Below are 24972 nucleotides of genomic sequence, written 5' to 3'. Positions count from 1 at the left end.
TCACAGCATTTCCGAGACTTCCTCGATCGAAGTTTCAGACACGGGCTTGTCCAGCACAATCTGACCCAGCGCCATGGCGACGATCCGGTCGCAGCAGGCAAAGACGTGGTGCATGTTGTGGCTGATGAAGATCGCAGTCACGCCCTGCGCCTTGAGGCCTTGGACAAAGCCGATCACCTTGGCCGTTTCCTTGACTGACAGGTGGTTCGTCGGCTCGTCCAGGATCATTACCTTGGATTTGAAATGCATGGCCCGTGCAATTGCCACGCCTTGCCGCTGGCCGCCCGACAATTCACCCACCAGCGCATCGGGTGAGCGCAGATGCAGGTCAACATCGGCAATCGCCTTGACCGAGTCTTCACGCATCTTGCGTTCATCCAGGATACCAAAGCCGCCAATCGACCACTTCAACGGCTCGCGTCCGATAAAGACATTGCGCGAAATCGTCATCAGCGGAACCATCGAGTTGTACTGGTAGATCGTCTCGATCCCCAGACGCATCGAATCCTTGGGGTTGCGGATATTGACCGGCTGGCCTTCCAGCAGAATCTCGCCTTCATCCTGCTGGTGCAAACCAGAGAGGATGTTGATCAGGGTCGATTTGCCCGCGCCATTGTCGCCCACCAGACCCAAGGCCTGTCCAGGTTCCACCTTAAGGCTGACACCTTTCAGCGCATGCACGCCCGAGTACCATTTGTGCAGATTGCGGGTTTCGATGATGGGGGTGGTCATTTGTCCGTCTCCACCTTCATGGCGCGGCCACGGCGGCGCAGCCACGCATTGCCGACCACCGCAAAGATCGTCAGCGCGCCGATGGCGAACTTGAACCAGTTGGCGTCGATCTGCGACAGGACCATGCCATTGTCGATCACCCGGATCAGCGTGGCACCGATCAGCCCGCCCAGGATGGACCCGACCCCGCCTGACAGGGAAGTGCCCCCGATCACGGCGGATGCCACGGCCTGCAACTCCATGCCTTCGCCAATCGACGGCAGGAAAGAGTTCAAGCGCAGGGATTGGATCATGCCCGCAAAGCCGGCAAGCACAGAGCAGATCATGAAACAGGCAATCTTGACCTTGCCCGTCGATATGCCCATGGCCGCCGCCGCAGGGGGAAAGCCGCCCGTTGCACGGACCCAGTTGCCGAAATTCGTGCGGGACAGCAAAAGGCTGATCAGGATGGCAATGCCCACAAACCACAGCACCGAAGCCCGCACCAGCCCGCCCTCATCGACAAAGCCGACGAACAACCAGCTTGGTACCTCGCCGGGTTTGATCCGGGGTGGGAAGCCGCCAGATATCACCACCGTCAAAGAGCGTGCCATGAACAGCATGCCAAGCGTGGTGATGAAGGATGGGATGTCGTAGCGAATGGTGATCCAGCCGTTCAGGAACCCGATGAGGGCGCAAAGGGAAAGTCCTGCCAGCACGGCAATCCAGAACGGCCAGCCGCCCACGACAAGTACCGCCATAGTCATCGGCATCAAGGCAAAGACCGACCCGACCGACAGATCAAACTCACCACAGATCATCAAGAGCGTCACACCCAAGGCAACGAGCGCGGTTTCCGGCAAGATGCCCAGAATTCCACGGATGTTGTTTGCCGAAAGGAACACGCTGTCGGACCGGACCTGGAACACGATCACCAGCAGCAATAGCAAGAGCGCGCTGGCCAGCTCGGGCTTTTGCAGGGACAGTTTGAAAAGGCGACGCATCTGGCGGATATCCCTTGATGAGAAGGTGGTTGGCGCAAGGACATCCCGCGCCAACCGGTTTCGAACTGTCAGCGCAGGCCCTGCTCGGACAGCTCACGCACCGCGGCTACATCCTTGGGGTAGACCAGTGCCTCGCCCGTGTTGATGTCCACCGGGGCCAAGCCGACCGTCTTGGACTGATAGACCATCATCACCGGCATGAAGCCCTGCATGAAAGGCTGCTGGTCCACCTCGACCTGAATATAGCCCGCGTCCATCTCGTCGAGGACGATGGGAACAAGGTCAAAGCCCGCAAGCAGAACCTTGCCCGGTTCGATCCCACGGTCGCGCAACACGCCCGCGACGCCTGCATGCCAGAAACCGGTATCGAAGTAGGCGTTGGTTTCAGGGCGTGCCGAAAGATACGCCCCGACACGGTCTGCCACGATTGCCAGATCAAGGCCGGAGTCGATCTTTTCATAGGTGATGGCGCGGTCTGGATTTGCCGCGATCATCTCGTCAAGGAAGGTCGTCACCCCCAACGCGCGGGTTTCAGACCAGTTTTGACCCGGGCCAGAGACGCCAACAAGCACATGGATCGGCCCTTCGGCAGGCATGTTGGCCCATTGGGCGCGCGCCAGGCCATAGCCGGCAGGCTTGAAACCCTGCCCGACGAAGGCCTGCCGCGCGTTGCCGGCAGCGCCTTCAAGATCATCCACGTTGGCCGCAATCACGATCACACCGGCGTCACGGGCGCGCTGGATCACCTCGTCAAAGGCGGTGTTGTCGATGATCGAGGTGATCAGGGCGTCAGGGCTGCGGGCAAGGGCTGCCTCCATGTTGGCAACCTGCTCGGGGATCGAGCCGTCGGTCTGCAAATAGACCATCTGGCAGGTTGCGCCGATCTTGCCGCAGGCATCCTCATACCCCTTTTGCACGGCCTGCCAGAAGGTGTTCGACGCACCCGAGTGGACGGTGAACACAATGTCCAGCGGGTCTTGGGCGAATGCCCCGGTTGCAGTCGTCGACAACATGGCCGCGATGGCCAGTCCCTTTAGCTTCTTCATCTTTTGCTCCTCCCATGAAGCAGGTTGCGGCCGTTTCAGACCGTAGTTGCGTCGGATATCTTTCGCGACGTCGTGAAAGCCCGGTCAAGGTCGGGATGAAGCGCCATCCCAAGCCCCGCCCCTGGCGGAACCGAGATCATGCCGTTCTTGACCTCGGGCAAAGCCGTAACCAGATCGCGGTACCAAGTGCGGTAGAAGGCGCGCACGCTTTCCTGTATCAGCGCGTTCGGCGCGTTAAGCGACAGATGCGTGCTGGCGCACAAGACCACGGGACCCGTACAATCATGCGGGGCTATTGGCAGGTGCCATGCCTCGGCCATTGAGGCGATCTTGCGCGCCTCTGACAGGCCACCGCACCAGGACAGGTCCAGCATCACCACCCCTGCAGCTCCGGTTTCCAGAAGGTCGCGAAAGCCCCAGCGGGTGGCCAGCGTCTCGGACGCCGAGATCGGCGCGGGCGACACCTCGGCATAGCGTTTCAGGCTGGACAGGCTGTCCATCTTGATGGGGTCTTCGTGCCAGAACGTTTGAAATGGCGTCAGGGCCTTGGCGATCTGCATGGCGGGCAGAAGCTGCCACATCGAATGAAACTCAACCATGATGTCCATCCGGTCACCAACGGCGGAACGGATTTTCTCGAATGGTTCCAGTGCCTTGCGCATGTCTGGCATGGAAATGTACTGGCCGAGAGTGGCCTCGGCCGCTGCGTCAAACGGCCAAATCTTCATGGCCGTGATACCCTCTTCCAGAAGGGAATGCGCCACTTCATCGGCCCGTGTCAGAAAGCCGTTCAGGTCGTCAAACTCCAGGCGGGTGCCAAGGCCATAGTTCGCTGTCACTTGCCCGCTGGTCTTCTTCACATAGTCCACCCCGGCGCATGTGTTGTAGGTGCGAATCTCGCGCCGGGTGAACCCGCCCAGCATTTGCGCGATGGGCTGGTTCATCGCCTTGCCGAAGAGATCCCACAGCGCAATGTCAAAGGCCGAATTGCCTCGCATTTCGGCCCCGGATGACCGAAATCCCAGATAGCCGACAAGGTCGGCGGACAGGCGATCAATTTCGAAAGGATCGCGGCCAAGGACCCGGGGTGCGATGTAGTCATGCACATGCGCCTCGACCGCGGCGGCACCAAAGAAGGTTTCACCCAAGCCGGAAACACCTTCGTCGGTATGAACCTGCAACCACAAGAGATTGGGCCGCTCAGCAACACGGATGGTTTCCAGTGCCATGATCTTCATGACATGCCTGCCGCCAGCAAGGCCCGCACGCTTTCATCAAAATGCTGCGCCATGGCGTCCACGGCCTGCTGCGGGTCACCTGCGGCTACGGCACGGGCAATGTCTTGATGGGTGGCCAGCATCAGATCCCGCGAAGCTTGGGTCGGCCGGCTTTTCCAGCCAATCGGCCAGGTCTGCCGGATGATCCCCTGAAAAGCCCCGATCAGCAGTGAATAGACGGGGTTTCGCGACGCGCGGGCCAATGTCGTGTGAAAGGCCAGATCATGCTCCAGCAGGGCGGCGGGGTTGTCAGCGCACTCCAGCATCTGCGCGGCAAGCGAAAGGATCTCTGCCGCCTCGGCATCACTGCGCCGGATGGCCGCCAGCGCAACGATCCGCGTCTCGATGGTGCGCCGGACGTCGTAGATCTGCTGAATGTTGATCTGGTCGGTATGCACCCCGTGTTCGATCATCAGCGACATCGCGCCATGGTCGATCTGGGCCACAGTGGCCCGCTTGCCGGTTGCGAGCTCAATGATGCGCATGGCCGCGAGCGACCGGAACGCCTCGCGCACCACGGTCCTGGAAACATTCAACTCTTTCGACAGGATCGCCTCGGATGGCAACCTGTCGCCGGGCATCAGATCCTTTTCACGAATATGGCGCGAGATGGCACCGATAGTGTCGACAACCAGCCCGCTGCTGCCCACCTGTTCCAACTCATCCCCCTCAACCTGTCAGACAGGTTTGGCTTGAAGGGTACATATTTTATGGTCGGCCTGCCTGTCAACGGATTCGTTGATGGACGCTGCCATGGGTCCAATACAAGTCTTGCGGCACAGGATGTCGTCGGCGAAAGCCCAGTCTGGGATGACCGAATTGGTCGGCTGATGTGGGTCGACATCATCGCCCGCCACATCCAGGCGCTCGATCCGGCAACCCTTGAGCACCGGCGTTGGACGCTTGACGGCAGGCCCACGTCGATCGGGATGCGCGCAGTTGGTGGCGCAATCCTTGGTATGGAACGGCACCTCTGCGCTGGGGACGGGCATGCGAAACCCGTCCTTCGAAAGGCTTTCCAAGCTCCCGGGCCACGCCCGAGGGGCTTTTGCGCCTGTTCCGACGCCACCCCAAGGAATCACTCGCCAGATGCCGGCTTTCGTGTAATGTTAATCGTATTAACACGTACGGAGGCGCGATGGACCGCCGCAGCTTTACCCTTGGTTCCCTGGGCTTGGCCGCCGGCCTCGCCACCCCGTTTCCTGCCCTGTCCCAACCCGTCTATTCCGGTCCGAACGTCATCCTCGTCCGCTTCGGCGGCGGGGTGCGGCGCGCGGAAACCATCGACGAGGCCGCGACCTGGGCGCCCTACCTGCGTCACAGCCTGGCACCACGCGGGACCTTCATCCCCGACCTGCGCATCGACCGGCTGGAAGGGGTGAACACCAGCCATGCCGAGGGCACGCTGAACCTTCTGACCGGCCGCTACCTCGCCTACCGCAAGCTTGATGCGGCCAGCGACCGGCTGGAGCCCACCGAGCCGACGCTCTTCGAATACCTCCGCCGCAGCTTCGACATCCCTTCGCACCAGGTGCTTCTGGTGAACGGCGAGGACCGCCCGCAGGAAGAGTTCTTCACCTTCGGCGCGGGCGATCACTTCGGCGTCGCCCACCGGTCCGAGATGCTGAGCCTGCACCGCTACAAGCTTTACCGCTCCGCGATGCAACTGGCCGAGGGCCGCCTGCCGGAAGATCAGTTGCGCGGCATTGCGCAAGAGCGTCAGGCGCTTCTGACGGCCGACGCGCGCGGTGAGACGCCCGCCCCCTCGCCCGAGGTGCAGGCGTTCTGGGCGCGCTGGCGGCAGGACTTCGGCGACACCGGGTTGAAGAACCCGCGCGGCGACCGGCTGCTGACCGAACTTTCCGCCCGCGCGCTGGCCGAGTTGAAACCGCGCTTCCTGATGGTGAACTACCAGGACCCCGACTATGTCCACTGGGGCAACGCCAGCCACTACACCCGCGCCATCGCCATCATTGACGAAGGCCTGCAACGTCTGGTGGCAGCGGCAGATGCGGACCCGTTCTACCGCGACCGGACAATTTTCGTGATCACTCCGGACTGCGGGCGCGATGCGAACCCGCTGGCCGAAGTCCCCTTCCAGCATCATTTCAACTCGCGGTCCGCACACGAAACCTGGGCGGTGCTCTTCGGTCCCGGCATTGCGCGTGGCGTGATCGACACGCCGGTGGACCAGTCCGCCATCGCGCCAACCATCGCCGCCGCAATGGGCTTTGCCGCCCACCGTGCCGAAGGCAGTGCCATCGAGGGGGCGTTCCTGTGACCGCGCTTGCCCGCCCGCTGGCAACGCCCGGCCGCCTGTCCCGACTGGCCCGGTGGGCGATCGACGCGACGGTGGGCACGCTTCTGTGCACCGGCCCGGTCACTGCCCTTATCGCGCTTGGTTGGCTGACCCGGCGTCAGGGCCACCTTGCCCGTGACCGCTTCGGCGCTGCCGAGGAGGCCCCCGGCTGGCTTCTCGGACCGCGCGAATGGAACGGCCACCCGACCGCGCGCCTTGGCCGCGCGCTTGGTGGCCTTGCCGCCAACATCCGCACCGGCCTCATCGCCCTGAGCGCGCTTGCGGTCTGGACCCTGCCCTTTTCCCTGCTCTGGCTTGGCGCCTGGTGGGCCGGCTGGGAGAATTCGTTCAACAAGGGCTACGAGCAGGCCCTTGTCGGTCCCTCGGTGTTTCTGGCGGGGACGCTTCTCGCCGCGCTGATCCTTCCCGTCCTGCCCTTCATGCTTGCCCATCTCGCGACCGAGAACCGGCTCTCCGCCGCCTTCGAACTGCGCCGCCTGCGGACCCTGATTGCCCAGGCCGGCTGGTGGGTTCCGGGGCTGATGGTCCTGAGCCTCCTCACAGCCGCGCCCTTCGCCGCCGCGCGCGGCCTGATCACCACGGCGACCGACTGGGCGCCCCGGATTGAGGACCTCTCCCCCGAAGCGGCCGCGTCGCTGAACGGGCAGATCGCGCTGGCTCTGGCCGCGCTGGCCTTCCTTTCAGTCTGGACGCTGCGCGCCCTCGCTGCCCGTGCCTATGCCGCCGCCGCCCCTCGCGCCGCTGGCCTGAAGCCTGGGCTTTGGGACGGCACCTGCGCCGCCGAGGCCGCGGTACCCGCCAAGGCCCGTCCCCGCCTCCTCACCTGGCTGTGCTACGGGGTGGCGATGGCCGTCGCACCCGGGGTCGCGTTCCTGATTCTTGCCGGTCAGTTCTTGGACCATGCCTGGTGGCGCTGGCTGTTCCACCCCGCGCTGACCCTGCCCTGGGCGGGGTGAAGCCGCCTGCCGTAAACACCCTCTGTCAAGCGCGGTCATCCTTGGGGCTGCCCATCACGACAAAGGTGGTGATCGCGCGAACCTGGGGAAGGACGCCCAGGACTTCGGTATGCCAGTGCTTGTAGGCGGCCAGATCGGTGCATTCGACCCGCAACAGGTATTCGACCGTGCCGGTGATGTTATGGCATTCGCGGACCTCGGGCGCACGGGCCGCCGCCCGCTCGAAGGCCTCCTGCGCGGCTTTGGTATGGGAACCTAGCCCGACCGTGACATAGGCCACAAAGCCGATCCCAAGCTTTGCCGGGTCCAGGACGGCACGGTAGGACTTGATGATACCGGCCTTTTCCAGCGCCTGCACCCGGCGGAGGCAGGCCGAAGGCGAAAGCCCCACCCGGTCGGCCAGCGCAAGATTGGGCTGGCGCGCGTCCCGGATCAGCTCGCGCAATATCCGGTGGTCAATCTCGTCAAGCTTGCTCATTTGTTGCAAATCTAGCCGCGTCTCCCGCATCTTTGCAATCCTTCGCCGCCTGTGGCGCTGCAGAATTGCATTCATGACCTACGAGCTTTTTGTCGCCCTCCTGGGCTTTGCCTTCGTCACCTCGGTCACGCCGGGGCCGAACAACATGATGCTGCTCGCCAGCGGGGTGAACTTCGGCTTCCGCCGGACCGTGCCGCACATGCTGGGGATCAGCGTCGGACATGCCCTCATGGTCTTCCTGGTGGGCCTGGGGCTGGCGGGGATCTTCAAGGCCTGGCCAGCCGCGCTGATGGCGCTGAAGGTGGCGTCGGTCGCCTACATGCTATGGCTCGCCTGGAAGATCGCCCATTCCGCCGCGCCGGGCGAGGGGCGGGCCAAGGCTGCGCCGATGACATTCCTGCAGGCGGCCGCGTTCCAGTGGGTGAACCCGAAGGCTTGGGCGATGGCCCTTGGCGCGGTCTCGGCCTATGTGGTCGAGCCGTCGGCCCTGGCCTACGCCGCGGTGGCGGGAACCTTTGCCCTGGTCAACCTGCCCTCGGTTTCGGTCTGGGCCGGGGCCGGACAGGCGGTGCGGCGCTGGCTGGACCGGCCAGGGCGGCTCCAGGTGTTCAACTGGGCGATGGCGGGCCTGCTCGTGCTGTCGCTCTGGCCGGTGGTGACGCTGGAGATGTGAGGGCAAGCGCAGGCTGGGCGCTATCGCCCACCTGCCTAGCGCACCCAGAGACCCTCGCGTTTCAGCGTATTGCGGATCATCTGTTCACGGCGAGGCAGATGCGCCCGGTCGAACAGCGCACGGGCCCTTGCGCCTTCATCCTGGATGACCATGCGCTTGAAGGCCCCCCATTGCCGCAACACAGGCCGCAGGTCCGGATCTGCGGCGATGGTCTCCAGCACCTCGACCGCCCGGTCGCTTTCACGCGCGTAAAGCAGGGGAAGCGTGCGGTAGTGACAGGTCGCGGCTCCATCCAGCGCAGCCAGCTCTGGGCCGGGTCGCCCGCCGCCGAAGGAATGGACCACAAGCGGCAGGGTGATCTGGTCAAGCCAGGGGTACAGCTCCTGACAGACCAGTTCCTCGGGCGGGTTAGAGCGGATCTCCTTGGCCCAGGCCAGGAAGCGGTTGCCGAACGCCCGCGGGCTTTCGTGAAAGAACCAGCCCGCGTTGAAATACAGGAAGCGCTGCCAGTAGTCCTCGGGGTGGGCCAGGTCCAGGCTGGTTTCGAAGTCCAGGCCGAAACGCGTATAAAGCGACTTCCAGGTCTGCGTCGCCGTCGGGCCGTAAAGCTCGACCTTCGGCCAGGTGTTTTCCCGCCGCATCGAGGCAGAGGGCCGAGCGAAATCGAAGGGGATCTGGCTGACCGGCCCGGTGATCAGCGTATCGGTATCCAGGAACAGGAACGGCGCGTCCGGCAGCGCCGCCAAGGCCTCGATCTTGTTGCCATGCGGGTAGTCGGCACCGAAGGCGCGGCTCTCGAACGGCAGGATCGTCGCCCCAAGCGCGGCCAGAGTCTTGCCGGCGCGGTCGGACATCCGCGGATCGTCGGGCCACTTCGGCCCCGGCTGCGGTTCGGCGATGAAAAGGGTGCCGGTGAAACCCGGATCGCACAGGCGCAGCGAAGCCGCCAGCAGGATCGCCTCATGCTCCAGCCGGCCGGACTGGCCGACGGCAAGAAGGTTGAAGCTCATCGCGGGGTGAAGCGCAGGCTCAGGCAGGACATCCCGCCGTCCAGCTTGGCACATTCGGAATTGCCGATCTCATGTACCGTGAAGCCCGCCCCGGCGATTGCGTCGCGGGTGCGGGGAAAGCCTGCGGGCATCAGGACCCGGTCGTTGAAGCGGATGGTATTGGCCGCCGCTTCCTCGCCGTCGGGGATGTCGATGACCCGATAGCCGGCGAAGCAGCCCGAGGCTGACAACCGCCTGGTCGACAGGATCGTCTCGGCATCCAGAAGCGAGCAGTCGGTCTTGAAATGAAGCACGCCGGGCGGCGTGATCACCTCGCGGACAGTGTGGCCCCAAGGCGCGACAAGTCGCGTCAGTTCGGCGATCCCCGCCGCATTGGTACGGGCAGAACGGCCCACAAGGATCTCGCGTTCGGTGACCAGGATGTCACCGCCTTCGATGAAGCTGTCCGGCCCGGTGATTTCCACGACATGCCCATAAAGCGCGCGAAGGTGGGGGGCCATCTCGGCGGCTTCGCCCAACCGGGAGGGAGCGCCGGGGCGCATCACGACGGCACCTTGCGGAAGGCAAAGCGCGGTGTCCTCGACGAAGACGCTGTCGGGATAGGCGTCAAGGGCGGCAAGTTCGACCACCGTCGCTCCGGTTTCGCGCAGTGCCGCGATATAGTCGGCGTGATGGGCCTGCATCAGGGCAAGGTCGGGCGCACCGATGTCGACCGCGCGCAGGCCCAGGGTGATGGAAGCGGCGGGGCGGCGGGTGATGGCATGGGTGAAATGGGTGGAAAAGGACATGTCGGACCCCGAAGCTGCGCGTCTTGTGTCGCATCAGCCCGGGGCCGGGCGCAAGGGGGGAGGACTGGACCGATCTTCCCTGCCGGGTTTGTGCAAGGTTGCCGACCAACTGCACCGGCCTGGCATAGCCCTTGAAGACGAAGCTGCGGGTCAGCGTTCCAGCCGCCTCGTCCAGCAACCACTCGCCGTGCAGCCCACCCATCCGTTCCCGGCACTCCGCCGCGTCCAGTGGCCTCACGCCCGCATTTCCTTCGGCGGATACTTCGGCGCATGCAGGCCCAGCTTCCGCGCCGTGGCTATATCAGCCAGAAGATCCCGCTGGGCCGCCGCAAAGAGGTCGTCCAGCCGCTCGATCACGAAATAGACCGGCTGGTGAATGTCGATCCGGTAAGGGGTGCGCAGGATGTCGATCACGTCGAAGGGCCGCAGCTCCGGTTGCCCCTCGCCCTGGCCGACCGCCCAGATCAACTCCGAGGGCGAGGACGCCAACCCCGAGCCGAGTGTCTTCGTCTCGCCCCCCTCGACCGTCAGTCCGAATTCGACGGAAAACCAGTAAAGCCGGATCAGCCAGGCATAATCCTCCTTGGCGCAACGCATCCCCGCCTGCCCGATGGCCTGACTGAACCCGGCAAATCGCGGGTCGGTCAGCAAGGGCGCATGCCCGAAAACCTCATGGAAGATGTCGGGCTCTTCGATGTAGTCGAAATCCTTGCGGCTGCGAATGAAGCTTGCGGCCGGAAACTTCCGCTCCGCCAGCATCCCGAAGAACCGCCCGAACGAGATCAGGGCCGGGACCGGTACCACCTGCCAGCCGGTCAGGGCCTTCAGTGTCCGAGACAGGTCCGGGCATTGCGGCACCCGATCACGCGGCATGTCCAGCACGCCCAGTCCCTTCAGGTACGGTGCTGCCGCATGCCGCTGGACCATCGGCCACTGCCGGGCCACCAGGTCGCGCCAGACCGCGTCCTCCTCTGTCGTGTAGTCGATGAAGCCCGCCGCATCCGGCGTTTTCGCGGCATAGTCGGTCATCGCCGGCCCCCCTGTTGCCTCCCAATCCAGTTTGCCCCATCGCTGCGGAAATTCGTTTCTTTCGCGGTGTCATCTGGCAGTATTCCGGCAAGTCATTCCGCAAAGGCGCGCTATAATGAAATCTGATTTCCCGCTGGACGATGCCGACCGTCGCATCCTGACCGCCCTGCAACGCGACAGCACCCTGTCCGTCCAGGCGCTTGCGGACATCGCGCAGATGTCGCCCTCACCTTGCTGGCGCCGCGTCAAGGCCATGCGCGACGCCAAGGTCATCCGGGCCGAGGTCGCCCTTCTTGACCGCCGCAAGGTGGGGATGCCGACGCTTGCCTATATCCACCTCTCGCTCGTCGACCACTCCGAGGCGACGATCCGCAAGTTGGACGACTTCACGCAGCGCCACGACCGCATCGTGGAATGCGCCACCATCACCGGGGCGGATGACTACATGATCAAGGTCATGGCCCGCGACCCCGAGGATCTGGAGCGTTTCCTGATGCACGACCTGCTTGCCCTTGGCGTCGTCCGGTCCTCCACCACCCATTTCGTCCTGCGCCAGACCAAGTACACCACCGCCGTGCCGCTGGATTGACAAGTGCGGGAAACCCGGCACCTTGACGAAAAGGGGGGACGGACATGACCGTTTGCTACACCACCGACCGGATGCTGCACTTTGGCGATTGCGACATCTCGGGCACCGCCTATTACCCGGCCTACCTCAACATCCTCAACGGCGTGGTCGAGGAGTTCTGGGCCCATATCGGCTGGCCCTGGCACGAGATCATCTGGAAGGAACGCTGGGGCACGCCCACCGTCCACCTCAGCTGCGACTTCTCCAAGCCCTCGTTCTTCGGCGACACCCTGACCTTCCGCCTGCGGATCCTGAAGGTCGGCAAATCCTCCGTCCGGCTGAACCATACGATCCACTGCGGTGACGAACACCGCTGGTCGGTGGAACAGGTCCTTGCGGCAAGCTGGCTCGACAAACACACCTCGATGCCCTGGCCGGACGAGGTGAAGGCCAAGCTTGAAAGCCTGATGACCCCGCCCGAGCCCGCCGACCGCCGCGCCGTGGGCGCGCCCGGACAGGACCGCGCCTAGCTTGCGCGCGCCGTGTGCTCGGCGTTGCCGATGATCAGGCTCTTGCCGGAATAGATGTCCCCGGTCATCTGCAGCGCCAGCCGTTCGGCGTCGCGCCGGATGATTCCCTCCTGGATCGCCCCGATCTCGTCGGGATCGACCCCCAGCACCTCCAGCGCCTCGCCGCCCAAGGCCAGGGCCGAGTGGAAGACCTCGCGCATCTGGTGATCGACCCCCTCGCGGATCAGTTCCAGCGCATGCGCCCGGTCCCAGGCGCGGGCCAGCACCACCGCGTTCGGGAACTCGTGCTTGACCAGTTTGGCGATCCGCGTCGTGGTGTCTTTCTTGTCCGTCGCGATCAGCACCGCCTGCGCCGTGTCCGCCCCCGCGGCCTTCAGGATATCCAGCCGCGTGCCATCCCCGAACCAGACCTTGAAGCCGAACGTTTCCGCCGCCCGGATCATCTCGGCATCATCGTCGATGATGGTGACCGAACAGCGCCGCGCCAAGAGCGGCTGGCAGGCGATCTGCCCGAACCGGCCGAAGCCCACGATCAGGACTGATCCCGACAACCCGTCCGGAGCCTCCACCCCCTCGGTCGACACCAGCGCCACCGCCTTGAACCGGTCGTGCAGGATCACCATCACCGGCGTCAGCACCATCGAGACGATGACGATTGCATTCAGGATCGCGTTTTCTTCGGGGTTCAAAAGCCCATAGGCCAGCGCGGCAGAATAGAGCACAAAGGCGAACTCGCCCCCCTGCGCCATCAGCACCGTCCGCTCCAGCGCCTCGGGGTGGCTGGCCCGCGTCAGCCGCGCCACGCCATAGATGATCGCCGATTTCAGCACCATCAGCGCCGCCACGCTGACCGCGATCAGCTGCCAGTTCGCCGCGATCACCGACAGATCCAGCGCCATGCCGACAGCCAGGAAGAACAACCCCAGCAGGATGCCCCGGAACGGCTCCACATCCGCCTCCAGCTGGTGGCGGAAACTGGATTCGGACAGCAGCACCCCGGCCAGGAACGCCCCCATCGCCAGCGACAGCCCGCCAAGTTGCAGCCATAGCGCCGACCCCAACACCACCAGCAAGGCCGCCGCCGTCATCACCTCCCGCGCCCGGGCAGCCGCGAGCAGCCGGAAGAGCGGGTTCAAAAGGTACAGCCCCGCCACCACCAGCGCCAGGATCGCCCCCAGCCCGATCCCCACCCCCACCAGCCGGTCAGCCAGCGTCACATCCTCACCGCCCGGCGCCAGGAACGCGACCAGCGCCAGCAAGGGCACGATCGCCAGGTCCTCCAGAAGCAGGATCGACACCATCCGCTGCCCCTTCGGCGCGCTGATATCCCCCCGTTCCTGCAGCATCTGCATGACGATGGCGGTCGAGGTCAGGGTGAACCCTGCCCCGGCGATCAGCGAACCCGCATAGGGATAGCCCAGCGCCAGACCCACCAGCCCCAGAAGCGCGATGCAGAGCGCGACCTGCAACAGCCCCAGCCCGAAGATGTCCCGCCGCATCGCCCACAGGCGGGACGGCTCCATCTCCAGCCCAATGATGAAGAGGAACATCACCACGCCCAACTCGGCCACGTGCAGGATCGCCATCGGGTCCGCAAACAGCCCCAGCCCGAACGGCCCGATCGCCAGTCCTGCTGCCAGATACCCCAGCACCGACCCCAGCCCGATCCGCTTGAACACCGGGACGGCCACCACTGCGGCGCCCAAAAGCGTCACCACCGAAACCAGATCAACGCCCCCTGTTTCCGTCGCCATCGCGCACTCCCCTGCCGAATGGAGAGAGTTGGCCGGACGCCGCGCGTTGGCAATGGGATTCGATGCAACCGCCCCGTCCGCGCCCGCCCCCGCGCATCTGTGCCCTCGTCAGGTCATCTGATCCAGTGGCGCGGCAAGGTGCCAGGTCAGGCCACCGGGTGCAAAGTCGATCGTCACCACGCCACGGGTTCCAGCCTCGACCATCTGCCGCGTCACTTTCGAGCCGAACCCGGTGCGCAGAGGCTGCGTGACGGCAGGCCCCCCCACCTCGACCCAGGACATCCGGAACCCGGGCATCGCGTTCGGCTCTGCCGACCAGGAAATCCGGATCGTCCCGGCATCGTCTTTCAGGGCACCATATTTCGCGGCATTGGTGGCAAGCTCGTGGACCGCCATCCCGACGGCCCGGGTTGCGGTCGGGTTCAGCGACATGTCGGGGCCATCCAGCAGGATGCGATTGCCGATCTGGTCAGCAAAGGGCGTCAGTTGCGAGCGCAAGAGCTCGTCCAGGGACACCGCGTCCCAGCCGTTCCGCGTCAGAAGGTCGTTCGAGGCGGCCAGCGCCCAGACCCGCTGGCCGAAGCGTTCCAGAAACTCCTCCGGCCCCGCAAGCGCGGTCTGCCGGGCGATGGCCTGGATCACACCCAGCATGTTCTTGGAGCGATGGTTGATCTCGTCGACCAGCGCCTTGGTCTGGTCCTCGTGCAGCTTGCGCTCGGTGATGTCGTTGAACAGGATCGCCACCCGGTGCTCGCCCGGCTCGTCGATGGGAAAGGCATAGACGTCGAACCAGCGTCCCAACAGCTTGGACGCATCGGCAAATCGGACCGGCGTGCCCGTCCGCGCCACGCGGCCATAGGTATCGAACCAGTGATCCTCCAGCCCCGGTGCCGCCTCGCGCAGCCAGGCCCCCAGGATGCCCGGCGGGAAACCCGTCTTGGCATAGAAGGCCGGGTTGGCTTCGACAACGCGGTAATCGACCTTGCCCTCCGGCCCCGCCAGCAGCACTTCGACGATGCAGAACCCCTCGTCCAGCGCGTTGAACAGCTTTCGATACCGTCCCTCGCTGGCCCGCAGCCTGTCCTCCAGACTGTGGACGAATTGGACATCCTCGGTGACGTCGACGTTGACGCCGCGCACCACCAGCACCTGCCCCTGCGCGTCGCGTTCGATCACCGCACGGTCCAGAATCATCCGTTCGCTGCCGTCCGGCCGCAGGATGCGAAAGGCGTGGCTGTAGTTCCGCGCGTCCGACCCCAGCAGGGCCGAGGTCTCCCCCTCGACGCGCGTCCGGTCCGCCGGATGCAGCCGCGCAGTGAATTCCTGCTCGGTGGTCGGAGCCGTCGTCAGGCCGTAGATCTTCAACAGGTCAGGCGACCAACGCAGTTGATCCACCAGCGGCCGCCATTCATAGCTGCCGATCTGCAGGCCTTCGATCATGTCGGTCAAGGGCTGTCCCAGCGATGTCTCTGTCGTCACAGGGTACCTCGTCGCAAAAAACACAAGCTTCCGCGCCAAGTCCGATACCTGACACCCGAACGGGACAACGCTTTGCCAGCCCGGTCCTTCAGACGAAGACCGCCCCCAGATCCTGGAACCCCTTCACCTCGATCGGGTTCCCGCTGGGGTCGCGAAAAAACATGGTCCACTGTTCCCCAGGTTGTCCCTGGAACCGCACCTGCGGCGGCAGGACAAAGTCCACCTCCGCCCTGGTCAGCCGGTCGGCCAGCGCCTGCCAGTCAAGCAGGTGCAGCACCAGACCCAGATGCGGCATCGGCACCATGTGGTCGCCCACCTTGCCGGTGTTCGTGGTCCTGAACGGCTCGCCCAGGTGCAGGCTGATCTGATGGCCGAAGAAGTCGAAGTCGACCCAGGTTTCGGTGCTGCGGCCCTCGCGGCAGCCAAGCACGCCGCCATAGAAGGCGCGGGCCTCGTCCAGACTGGTGACATGATAGGCCAGATGGAAGGGGGTCAGCATGGCGCTGGCTCCGGGGTCAGGCGGGGCGATCCAGGCATGGAAGCGCTGCGGGCCGCAACAATCCTTCTCCCGCAGGTCCTGTGCAGAGATTGAGATTCTGTAAACGTGAAGGACCAAGCCATTGATATACTTATTCAAGCAAGGACTGCCCACCGTGGACAGACCCCGTTGCCAGCCGATCCGTTCCCCCCTACCCTCGCGTCAAACAAGGGAGGACGACCCATGACCGACAGACCCCTCGGCTTCGACACGCTCGCCATCCATGCCGGTGCCGAACCTGACCCCGCGACCGGCGCCCGGCAGGTGCCGATCTACCAGACCACCGCCTACGTTTTCCGTGACGCGGACCACGCGGCCAAGCTCTTCAATCTGCAAGAGGTCGGCTATATCTATTCCCGCCTGACCAACCCCACCGTCTCGGCCCTCGCCAATCGGGTGGTGGCACTTGAAGGCGGCGCGGGCGGCATCGCCTGCTCCTCGGGCCACGCGGCGCAGATCATGGCGCTGTTTCCGATCATGGCCCCCGGTCGCAACATCGTCGCCTCGACCCGGCTTTACGGGGGCACGATCCAGCAGTTCTCGAACACGATCCGCAAGTTCGGCTGGTCGGCCAAGTTCGTCGACTTCGACGACCCCAAGGCGATCGAGGCCGCCATCGACGCCGACACCCGCGCCCTGTTTTGCGAGACGATCTGCAACCCGGGCGGCGCGCTCTCGGACCTGCCCGCCATCGCCCGCGTCGCGAACCAGGCCCATATTCCGCTGATCGTCGACAACACCACCGCCTCGCCCGCGCTTTGCCGCCCGATCGAGCACGGCGCGACCCTCGTCGTCCATTCGGCCACCAAGTATTTGACCGGCAACGGCACCGTCACCGGCGGGATCGTGGTGGACTCGGGGAAATTCGACTGGTCGAAGGATGACAAGTTCCCGTCGCTCTCGCAGCCCGAGCCCGCCTACCACGGCCTCGTCTTCCACCCGACCTTGGGCAATATGGCCTTCACCTTCCACTCCATCGCCATCGGCCTGCGCGACCTTGGGATGACCATGAACCCGCAAGGTGCGCACTATACCCTGATGGGGATCGAAACCCTGTCGCTCAGGATGCAGCGCCATGTCGAGAATGCGCAGATCGTGGCCGAGTGGCTGGAGCAGGACCCGCGCATCGGCAAGGTCACCTATCCCGGCCTCAAATCCTCGCCCTACAACAAGCTGGCACAGTCGATCACGCCCAAGGGGCCCGGAGCGCTGTTCACCTTCACGGTGAAGGGCGGTTACGAAGCCTGCATCAAGCTGATCGACAACATGAAGCTTTTCAGCCACGTCGCGAACCTTGGGGACACGCGGTCGCTGGTCATCCACCCGGCCTCGACCACGCACCGGCAACTGACCGAGGACGCCCAGGTGAAAGCCGGTGCCGCGCCGGATTCTGTCCGGGTGTCAATCGGGATCGAGGACGTCCGCGACATCATCGCCGATCTCGATCAGGCGCTGGCAAAGGCCACGGCCTGACCGCCGGCTCCGCCGCTCAACCGCCCGAAAGGGTCTCCAGCGGCGGGGCCACGAACATGCCCTCGGGCAGCGGATCCAGCCAGGCGATCCGCGCCCGGCCCGAAACCGCCTGTCCCGGAGCCCAGGTCAGCGAGATTTCCATCGTGCGGCAGATCTCGCCCACGGTTTCGGAGGCGCAGGCTTCATCCACGGCGGCAAGCAGCGCCTGCAGCGCGGTTTCGGGGGTGGCGCTGCCCTCGGCCCCGGCTTCCAGCTCCAGCCCGACGCTATCCATCCGCAGAACGTGGGCGGCAAGATCGGGCAGCTCGACCCCGTCCGCAGGCAGACGGTAAACCAGTTCCAGATCGAAAAGTGCGGTGCCGCCCACCGGATCGATACTGCCGTCCACCACCCGGGCCGAGTTCACCGCGCAGTCCTGCGCAATGGCCATGAGCACCGAACAAAGCCCGCCGGCGACCCTCGGGGCGCGAATATCGGCCAGCACCTGAAGAAACGCGGGCTCGGGCAGTTTCTCGCCCTCGGCCAAAAGGTCCGCAAGACGGGCCTCGCGCCGGATCAGCACGTGGCGGCTTGGCACAAAGCGTTCCTGGGCAAGGTAGGCATCGACCTCGTCCTGCCGGATCTGTCCGCCGGTGGGCGAGATGAGCCAGCTTTGCCGACTTGGGACCGGGGCTGCGTCCGCGGCGGCCACGGCCGGCGCGTCGGGGCTTGCAGGCAGCGACTGCCAGTATTGCCAGCCAGCCGCCCCGAAGCCCACGGCCATCAACAGGACGCCCGCACCGATCACCAGTCGCAGCATCAGAACTGCACCCCCTGGCGAAGGTTCGCAAGATCCCCGAAGGCGAAGGCCGTCGCGATGGCCTTGACCCGTGCGACGAAATCTTCCCTCTTGGCCACTTGGCCACGGATCTCGAAATAGGCGTCCTGCGTCAGCCGGATCCGAGACGCCTGGACCGGCGCATGCACGGCCTTTGGCTCAGCCTCTCCGGGCTGCGGTCCCACGACTGAGATCGTGCCGCCGAACCCGGCCCGCGTTTCATCCGCAAGCACGCCAAAGCTGTCACGGAACCAGGTGTTGTACGCGGCGATGGCGTCCTGCATGGCGGCAAAATCCACTTCCGCAGCGGCCTTGTCCAAGGCCGGTCCATTCGCCAGCACATCAAAGAATCGATGGCCGCGATTCAGCTCATAGGCGGGCTGGATGCCGCAAGCCGCCAGCGCCTGGGCAGGCAGGACTTCGACCGGCACGACAGGATCAAGGTTCGCCACCCCGGACTGCGTGCCACCCAGCAGGATCACCCGCTCGATCCGCGCACCGGGGGCGAGGTGGATGTTCCAGATCCGGTTGCGCACGACGCTTTCAAGCACCAGGTAAACGGGCGCCCGCGTTTCGGTCACCGCGACGTCGTAGACGTCATAGGCCAGTTCCGCCGGAGGCCGGACTTCGGCCTCTCCGGCCTTGCGATAAAGGTTTACAAAGACTTGCACCGCCGCGGCCAGATCCATGTCGTTGTAGGTCAGGATCGGCAAGGCCAGGCCGGTTGTCCCCGCCGTGACGTGGCCCACCTCGGTCCCCTCCAGTGGCTGCGTCAGCCTGCACCCCGAGATCGGGCGGATCGTGGTCAGTTCGGCCGGGACATCCGCGGCTACCTCCGTGGTATAGCCGCTGATCACGTCCGTGATGTAGACGGGCCGGTTGCCCGCCATTGCGGCAATCGGCCCCTCGACGCTCAGCCCCTCGGGCACGTCCAGCAGGTATTGGCCCGGACCATCCTGCACCGGCGCGGCGACAACCCGCTTTGCCCCGACCTCGACGGACAGCTCACCCGATTGCAGAGGGTCAGCACCCGCCTCTGGCTGGTCCAGCGCTTCGAACAGCTCTGTCGGAAGGAAGGCATCCAGCAGGTTGTACTTCACAACGGCGAAAGTGATGCCGATTGTGGCGCCAATCAAATAGATGATCACGCGAAACGCCATGCAACCTCTGCTCAGGCCCGATTATCGTTGAGTGCCTGTTTGCCCGCCGACTTGGGCCAAATCATGACAGAAATCGACGGAATCCTTGCGAATCCCGCCGGTTGCGCGTCATTTCACTCGGCGATTGCCCAGGTCACCGCGACATTGGCGACCAGACCCAGCTCGCCCCCCACCACCGGCACCGGCGAGGCCGAGATCGCATCGCGGTACATCGGCGCCGGATCGGTCATCGCACCGGCATCGGTGATGGACATGACCTGCCCCAGCTTGACCCCGGCCGCAGAGGCCAGAAGCTCGGCCTTGGCGCGGGCATCCTCCACCGCCTCCCGGCGCGCGTCGTTATAGGCCGGTTCGGGGTCGGCCAGGCCGAAGGTCAGTCCGTTCAGCGTGTTGGCCCCGTCCGCGACCGACGCATCCAGGATCGCGCCGGTCGTGTCCAGGGCGCGAACCCGCACGGTCAGCATGTTCGATGCGACGTAGCCCGAGATCGTGGGCGTCGAGCTGTCATAGCCCGTCCAGTTCGGGTTGATCGACAGGTTCGAGGTCTGCATGTCCCGCGCGGCCACGCCCGAGATGGTCAGCCGGGCGATCACCGCCTCGGTGGCCTTGGAATTCTCGGCCAGCGCCTCGGCGGCGGTGGCACCCTGGGTGGTCACGCCGATCATCAGCGTTGCCATGTCGGGCGCGGCCTCGATGGTGCCGGTGCCGGTCACGCTGATGGTGCGGGGCAGGTCCTCGGCCAGCGTGGGGGCTGCCAGCGGCAGGGCAAATGCAGTGGACAGGATCAGAGCGGACAGAACACGCATCGGGGTCTCCTTCAATTTGCGTGACATTTCGCAGTTGTGACGCGCGGCGCAACGACTTCCTTGGCCCTTTTCCTTCCCTTCGGCGAAAAGCTGCTTTAGTTATGCGCGCAGCAGCTGGCGCACGTTCCAGCACCTTTAGAAACCGTGCTAGACCCGCGACATGAAACCGACATTTGCACTTGACCTGACCCGTGAGACCATCGGGCTTCTGCACCGGACGCCAAAAGGCTGGCTGTCCGTCGGCGAAGCCGCGTTTGACGCCCCCGATCTGCCCGAGGCGATGGACTACCTGCGCAAGACCGCGCTGGGGCTCTCGCCGCTTGGGGTCGCGACCAAACTGGTCCTGCCGAACAGCCAGATTCTCTACACCGAAGTGCACGCTCCCGGCCCCAGCCGCGAGGAGAAGCGCCGCCAGATCGCCGAAGCGCTGGAGGGTCGGACCCCCTACGCCGTCGAGGATCTTGCCTTCGACTGGTCGGGCAAAGGTGCAACCGTCAAGGTTGCCGTCATCGCCAAGGAGACGCTGGCCCAGGCCGAGGAGTTCGCCGTCGAACACCGGCTGAACCCGGTCTCCTTCGTGGCCATCCCCGAGGATGGTTCCTTTGTCGGCGAGCCCTGGTTCGGTCCGACCGCCGCTGCAGCCTCGATCCTGGCCGAGGACGAGACGGTCGACCGCGACCGCGAGCCGGTGACGATCCTGCACCGCGAGTTGCCGAAAGCTGAATCGACTCCGGTGTCGACGGCCGAGCCCGACCCGACGCCAGAACCGACACTTGATACGGCGCCAGAACCCACACCAGAGCCGGCGCCCCAACCAATGCCTTCGGCAGCGCTGCCCGAAGATGATCTGCCCGGTCTGGCCGAAGCCCTGAATGCCGAATTGCCGGTGCCCCCCGTTGCGGCCCCTGTCGCTCTCGCGGCCACGACGGCGCCCGATCCCGCACCTCTGCCCGCAGCCGACCTGGCCGAGGACGAGCCCGAAGCGATCCTTGCGCGCGAAACGGCTCAGGACGCGTCCCTCTCGGTTACTTCTGCCACCACGGTGGAAGATACCTTGCCGAGCAGGATCCCTCCCGCACAGCCGGCCCCTGTGGCCGAGCCCGAGGAAGCCCCCTTCGCGCACGTCACCGATACCTCTGCCTTCCCCGAGGGCGATGATCTGCCCTCCGCACCGACGGCGCGGAAGCTGGTGATCGATGACCTGGACGACGACATCCCGCCCGCCCCGCCCTCGGCGGCGATGGTGGCCTTCGCCAGCCGTCGCGGTGTTGCCGCTGACAGCGCCGCCCGGCCGATCGACGGCGTGACCCGCCCAGGTGTGTCCGCCGGCACCAGCCCCGCCGCGAAGGCCGCCCCAACGGCGCGTCCCGCGAACGGCAAGGGCTTTGCGGGGCTGGTCACGGCCCCCTCCATTCCCGGCACACGCACAAAGCCCAAGCTGAAGGGCAACGACATCCCGCGTCCGGCGATCGGCTCCACGACCACGGTCAAGTCGCCCGCCCGACCGGGTGGCACCTTCGGCTCGGTGACCCCGGCGAAAAAGCGGACGGGCACCGTCTTCATGGTGATGGTCGGACTGCTCTTGCTGTTCCTCGCGCTGGTCGCGGCCTGGGCGTCCTACTTCGTCGGCGGAAACGGTTCCCCGACCGAAGAGGCCGCCGCGGCGACAACCGAGGTCGTGCCCGGTGTCGACGACGAGATGCTTGCCGACATGCAGGACCCCGAAGGGATGACCGATCCCATCCCCGAAGCGGACGGCGCCGCCACGGCGGACGTCGAGGACCTTGCCACTGAAAGCCTCCCGGTCAACATGGGGGGTGAGGAAGCCTCGTCCGATTTGGCCGCCGACCCTGCTCCTGCCGAAGCACTGGAAGCCGCCGACCTCGTTCCGGACCCAGCCGAATCCGAAGAAGTGACAGCCGAGGCTGCGCCGGAACCGGCACCCGAGCCTGCGCCTGACACGGTGGTCGCCACCGACGTCTCGGCCGCCTCCGCTCCGGTCGAGGATCAGGACGAGATTTTCCTTTCGGCCATGGACGCTCCCCCGCCCGCCTTGGACGCGCTGGCCCTCCCCGCCCTGGTCGAGTCCCGTGATGTGCTTCCCGACCCCGTGATGCCGCCCCCGGCGCCGGGAACGGTCTACCGGTTCGATGCGCGCGGCCTGCTGCAACCCACCGCCGAAGGCATCATGAGCCCCGAAGGCGTGTTCCTGATTGCCGGAAAGCCGCCGCTGGTGCCACCCGTCCGCAGCGAAGCCGCGATCGCCGCTGCCCTGGCCGCCGTACCCGTGGCCGCGCCCGAGACCCTGACCGCCTCCGCCTCCCCTGATGCCGCCTCCCCTGACGCCGCCTCCCCGGCCACCGCGTCGTCCTCCGCCGACGCGTCGCTCGTCACCGCCGGCCAGACTGCTCCCGCCGCCGAGCTTCCGCCAGCCGATCCCGCGATGGCCGGCTTCCGCCCCCGCCCGCGCCCCGATGGCCTGACCCCCGCCGCCACCCCCGCCGCCGCCGCGGACGACGCCGCGCTTTCGCCAGAGGTCGCGGCCGAGTTTGCCGGCCTTCGTCCTCTGTCCCGCCCGGCCAGCGTGACCGCAGCCGCAGCCGCCGCAGCCCCGGCTGAAGCCGCCGACCTTGGCGCGCAGGCCGCCTCGCTGACCGCGCAGGCCGAGGCAAAGCTGGCCGAGGCTGCAGCACTGGAAGCCCAGAATCCGTCCATCGTCGCAATCTCGATGCGGCCCGCCTCGCGTCCGAACGACTTCACCGACGCGGTCGAGGCCGCCGTGGCCGCCGCCGTCCGCGAGCCCGCACCGGAACCCGAGGTCGAGCTTGCCGCCGCCGCCCCCGCCCCCGAGGCCAAGCCCGAGGAACTGGACGAGATCGACGAGCCCGAGACAGCGCGGGCCGCGCCCTCGATCCCGACCAGGGCGAGTGTGGCGAAGCAGGCGACCTTCGCGAACGCGATCAACCTGTCGAAGATAAACCTGATCGGAACCTACGGCACGGACTCGCGCCGGTACGCCCTCGTCCGGCAGTCGAACGGGAAATACAAGAAGGTCAAGGTCGGCGACAAGATTGACGGCGGCACCATCAAGGCAATCACCGAGACCGAGGTCCGCTATCAGAAAGGCGGCCGGCTGGTCAGCCTGAAGATGCCAAAGGCCTGACCTGCGTACGCCGGACGGCCTCGGCCATTCCTGAAAAATCAAGGGTTTGTCTCTAGACGTCACCCTTCGGCGACCAAAACTTGCCCAGAATTGCGCCGCACCGCACCGGCGAGGATAAGGCGAAGCCGCTGAAAGGCAGTCCATCAGGCGCCGCAGCGACACAGGCACTTGCCCCAACCAGCGCCCAGCAGCGATACCGCCACGACGCGCCAGCCGGTATTCGGTCGTGCCCCCCCAGACGAAGCCCGCTTCTCCTGGCCCGCAATCAACGCGGCCCATCGACCGCGCCGTCCCGCGCTCGCGACGAGAAGACGAAGTCGCACGAGGAGCAGGCGGTCACGAGCCCGCGGCGACGCCCGCTTCGGCAAAGGTCGCCATCCCGGAGTGGCAGGCGACAGCCCCCTGCACCACCCCGATCGCCAGCGCGGCACCGGAGCCTTCACCCAGCCGCAGGCCCAGCGACAGCAGCGGCTCCTTGCCCAGCTTCTCCAGAAGCCGCGCATGGGCACCCTCAGCACTTTGATGACCCGCGATGCAGTGATCCAGCGCGCCGGGAGCGGCCTTCTCCAGAACAGCGGCAGCGGCGCAGGCGATGAAGCCGTCCAGGATGACCGGCACGCGCCCCATCCGCGCCCCAAGGATCGCACCAGCCATCGCCGCAATCTCGCGCCCACCAAGGCAGCGCAGAACCTGCAGCGGATCGCCAAGCAGCGCCTTGTGCCGCTCTACCCCTGCCGCCACGGCGGCCTCCTTGCGGCGAAGCCCCTCGTCATCGACGCCGGTCCCGCGGCCCGCCCAGCCAACACCACCGAACAGCGCCGTGGCGATGGCGGCGGCAGAGGTCGTGTTGCCGATCCCCATCTCGCCCGCGACGAACAGGTCCGCCTCCAGATTGACCGCCTCAAAACCCTGACGCATCGCGTCGACGACCTCGTCTTCGGTCATCGCCGGGGCTTCGGTGAAATCCGCCGTGGGGATGTCGAGGTCCAGCGCATGGACGTCCAGCTTCGCCCCGAAGGTGCGGGCCAGCTGGTTGATCGCAGCTCCGCCGTGGGCGAAATTTCCGACCATCTGCGCGGTCACTTCGGCCGGGAAGGCCGAGACGCCCTTGGCCGTAACCCCATGATTGCCCGCAAAGATCACGATCTGCGGCTTGTCGGCCGTCGGCTTGTCGGTGCCTTGCCAGCCGCCCATCCAGATCGCCAGCTTTTCCAGCCGTCCCAGCGCGCCGGGGGGTTTGGTCAGCTGACCGTTCCGCGACTCGGCCGCCGTGATGGCCGCCGCTTCGGGGGACGGAAGCTTCGCCAGCATCGCGTGGACATCGGCAAGGGACTGGAACGGCATCATCTTCTCCGGATTGCACCTTTTCGCATCCGGGGCTACCCCATGGGT

General features: G+C 65.6%; 23 protein-coding genes and 1 pseudogene. 8 read left to right on the top strand and 16 right to left on the bottom strand.

Annotated elements, in window-relative coordinates:
• The 5 genes from Q0C42_RS07170 to Q0C42_RS07150 all read right to left on the bottom strand — a co-directional run bounded on the left by Q0C42_RS07170 (position 1) and on the right by Q0C42_RS07150 (position 4688).
• On the bottom strand, positions 1-732 hold the full coding sequence (locus tag Q0C42_RS07170) for an ATP-binding cassette domain-containing protein (RefSeq protein WP_295074021.1): 732 nt from the start codon (positions 730-732) through the stop codon (positions 1-3).
• On the bottom strand, positions 729-1715 hold the full coding sequence (locus Q0C42_RS07165; protein WP_295074018.1) for an ABC transporter permease: 987 nt from the start codon (positions 1713-1715) through the stop codon (positions 729-731). Before Q0C42_RS07165 ends, Q0C42_RS07170 begins: the two co-directional genes overlap by 4 nt.
• A 68-nt stretch (positions 1716-1783) precedes the next feature.
• The gene (locus Q0C42_RS07160; RefSeq protein WP_295074015.1) at positions 1784-2761 is read right to left on the bottom strand and encodes a sugar ABC transporter substrate-binding protein; all 978 of its coding nucleotides are present in this window, start codon (positions 2759-2761) and stop codon (positions 1784-1786) included.
• Between the two features lie 35 nt (positions 2762-2796).
• Positions 2797-3999, bottom strand: a complete 1203-nt coding sequence (locus Q0C42_RS07155; protein ID WP_295074011.1) for a mandelate racemase/muconate lactonizing enzyme family protein — start codon at positions 3997-3999, stop codon at positions 2797-2799.
• Complete coding sequence (locus Q0C42_RS07150) at positions 3996-4688, bottom strand: FadR/GntR family transcriptional regulator (RefSeq protein ID WP_295074337.1); 693 nt, start codon at positions 4686-4688, stop codon at positions 3996-3998. Before Q0C42_RS07150 ends, Q0C42_RS07155 begins: the two co-directional genes overlap by 4 nt.
• On the opposite strand from Q0C42_RS07150, the pseudogene Q0C42_RS21615 reads away from it, so the two are divergent.
• The 3 genes and pseudogenes from Q0C42_RS21615 to Q0C42_RS07135 form a co-directional block, all read left to right on the top strand.
• Positions 4638-4964, top strand: a pseudogene (locus Q0C42_RS21615) (SMP-30/gluconolactonase/LRE family protein); the annotation flags it as partial. The gene Q0C42_RS07150 and the pseudogene Q0C42_RS21615 overlap by 51 nt on opposite strands.
• Positions 4965-5176: 212 nt before the next feature.
• Positions 5177-6319, top strand: coding sequence for a hypothetical protein (locus Q0C42_RS07140; protein ID WP_295074005.1), 1143 nt, complete (start codon positions 5177-5179; stop codon positions 6317-6319).
• Positions 6316-7314, top strand: a complete 999-nt coding sequence (locus Q0C42_RS07135; RefSeq protein ID WP_295074002.1) for a hypothetical protein — start codon at positions 6316-6318, stop codon at positions 7312-7314. The genes Q0C42_RS07140 and Q0C42_RS07135 overlap by 4 nt, the downstream gene beginning before the upstream one ends.
• A 25-nt stretch (positions 7315-7339) precedes the next feature.
• Here the strand turns inward: Q0C42_RS07135 and Q0C42_RS07130 are convergent, their stop codons facing one another.
• Positions 7340-7792 (bottom strand): Lrp/AsnC family transcriptional regulator, encoded by a 453-nt coding sequence (locus Q0C42_RS07130; RefSeq protein ID WP_295073999.1) that lies wholly within the window; start codon positions 7790-7792, stop codon positions 7340-7342.
• Between the two features lie 73 nt (positions 7793-7865).
• Here Q0C42_RS07130 and Q0C42_RS07125 point away from each other — a divergent pair, with 73 nt between their 5' ends.
• Positions 7866-8465 carry a LysE family translocator gene (locus tag Q0C42_RS07125; protein WP_295073996.1) on the top strand — a complete coding sequence of 200 codons (600 nt, stop codon included), beginning with the start codon at positions 7866-7868 and terminating at the stop codon, positions 8463-8465.
• Positions 8466-8500: 35 nt separating this feature from the next.
• Here the strand turns inward: Q0C42_RS07125 and Q0C42_RS07120 are convergent, their stop codons facing one another.
• The 3 genes from Q0C42_RS07120 to phhA form a co-directional block, all read right to left on the bottom strand.
• The gene (locus Q0C42_RS07120) at positions 8501-9475 is read right to left on the bottom strand and encodes a hypothetical protein (RefSeq protein WP_295073993.1); all 975 of its coding nucleotides are present in this window, start codon (positions 9473-9475) and stop codon (positions 8501-8503) included.
• A complete protein-coding gene (locus Q0C42_RS07115; protein WP_295073990.1) occupies positions 9472-10263 on the bottom strand; it encodes a dimethylarginine dimethylaminohydrolase in 792 nt (263 codons plus the stop codon). The genes Q0C42_RS07120 and Q0C42_RS07115 overlap by 4 nt, the downstream gene beginning before the upstream one ends.
• A gap of 234 nt (positions 10264-10497) precedes the next feature.
• Positions 10498-11292: a phenylalanine 4-monooxygenase gene (phhA, locus tag Q0C42_RS07110; protein WP_295073987.1), complete on the bottom strand. Its 795-nt coding sequence runs from the start codon at positions 11290-11292 to the stop codon at positions 10498-10500.
• Positions 11293-11407: 115 nt separating this feature from the next.
• Here phhA and Q0C42_RS07105 point away from each other — a divergent pair, with 115 nt between their 5' ends.
• The gene (locus tag Q0C42_RS07105) at positions 11408-11881 is read left to right on the top strand and encodes an Lrp/AsnC family transcriptional regulator (protein ID WP_295073985.1); all 474 of its coding nucleotides are present in this window, start codon (positions 11408-11410) and stop codon (positions 11879-11881) included.
• Between the two features lie 44 nt (positions 11882-11925).
• Positions 11926-12390 (top strand): thioesterase family protein, encoded by a 465-nt coding sequence (locus Q0C42_RS07100; RefSeq protein WP_295073982.1) that lies wholly within the window; start codon positions 11926-11928, stop codon positions 12388-12390.
• Here Q0C42_RS07100 and Q0C42_RS07095 read toward each other — a convergent pair.
• From Q0C42_RS07095 to Q0C42_RS07085, 3 genes are all read right to left on the bottom strand, one after another.
• Entirely contained in the window at positions 12387-14144 is a 1758-nt protein-coding gene (locus Q0C42_RS07095; RefSeq protein ID WP_295073979.1) for a monovalent cation:proton antiporter-2 (CPA2) family protein, read from the bottom strand. The two genes, Q0C42_RS07100 and Q0C42_RS07095, sit on opposite strands and share 4 nt — an antisense overlap.
• A 108-nt stretch (positions 14145-14252) precedes the next feature.
• Positions 14253-15623, bottom strand: a complete 1371-nt coding sequence (locus tag Q0C42_RS07090) for an HWE histidine kinase domain-containing protein (protein WP_295073975.1) — start codon at positions 15621-15623, stop codon at positions 14253-14255.
• 88 nt (positions 15624-15711) lie between these two features.
• Entirely contained in the window at positions 15712-16122 is a 411-nt protein-coding gene (locus Q0C42_RS07085; RefSeq protein ID WP_295073971.1) for a VOC family protein, read from the bottom strand.
• Positions 16123-16344: 222 nt separating this feature from the next.
• Here Q0C42_RS07085 and Q0C42_RS07080 point away from each other — a divergent pair, with 222 nt between their 5' ends.
• Positions 16345-17634 (top strand): O-acetylhomoserine aminocarboxypropyltransferase/cysteine synthase family protein, encoded by a 1290-nt coding sequence (locus Q0C42_RS07080; protein ID WP_295073968.1) that lies wholly within the window; start codon positions 16345-16347, stop codon positions 17632-17634.
• A 16-nt stretch (positions 17635-17650) separates the two neighbouring features.
• On the opposite strand, the gene Q0C42_RS07075 is transcribed toward Q0C42_RS07080, so the two are convergent.
• The 3 genes from Q0C42_RS07075 to Q0C42_RS07065 all read right to left on the bottom strand — a co-directional run bounded on the left by Q0C42_RS07075 (position 17651) and on the right by Q0C42_RS07065 (position 20417).
• Positions 17651-18433 carry a hypothetical protein gene (locus tag Q0C42_RS07075; protein ID WP_295073965.1) on the bottom strand — a complete coding sequence of 261 codons (783 nt, stop codon included), beginning with the start codon at positions 18431-18433 and terminating at the stop codon, positions 17651-17653.
• On the bottom strand, positions 18433-19599 hold the full coding sequence (locus tag Q0C42_RS07070) for a hypothetical protein (protein WP_295073962.1): 1167 nt from the start codon (positions 19597-19599) through the stop codon (positions 18433-18435). The genes Q0C42_RS07075 and Q0C42_RS07070 overlap by 1 nt, the downstream gene beginning before the upstream one ends.
• A gap of 125 nt (positions 19600-19724) precedes the next feature.
• Positions 19725-20417 carry an SIMPL domain-containing protein gene (locus tag Q0C42_RS07065; RefSeq protein ID WP_295073959.1) on the bottom strand — a complete coding sequence of 231 codons (693 nt, stop codon included), beginning with the start codon at positions 20415-20417 and terminating at the stop codon, positions 19725-19727.
• A gap of 160 nt (positions 20418-20577) precedes the next feature.
• On the opposite strand from Q0C42_RS07065, the gene Q0C42_RS07060 reads away from it, so the two are divergent.
• Positions 20578-23580 carry a hypothetical protein gene (locus Q0C42_RS07060; RefSeq protein WP_295073956.1) on the top strand — a complete coding sequence of 1001 codons (3003 nt, stop codon included), beginning with the start codon at positions 20578-20580 and terminating at the stop codon, positions 23578-23580.
• A 336-nt stretch (positions 23581-23916) separates the two neighbouring features.
• On the opposite strand, the gene cobT is transcribed toward Q0C42_RS07060, so the two are convergent.
• Complete coding sequence (gene cobT / locus Q0C42_RS07055) at positions 23917-24924, bottom strand: nicotinate-nucleotide--dimethylbenzimidazole phosphoribosyltransferase (RefSeq protein WP_295073953.1); 1008 nt, start codon at positions 24922-24924, stop codon at positions 23917-23919.
• Between the last annotated feature and the right edge of the window lie 48 nt (positions 24925-24972).

Origin of the sequence: Tabrizicola sp., assembly GCF_022842145.1 — a bacterium.
Lineage (GTDB): Bacteria > Pseudomonadota > Alphaproteobacteria > Rhodobacterales > Rhodobacteraceae > Tabrizicola.
This window is presented reverse-complemented; position numbering and strand designations above follow the sequence as displayed.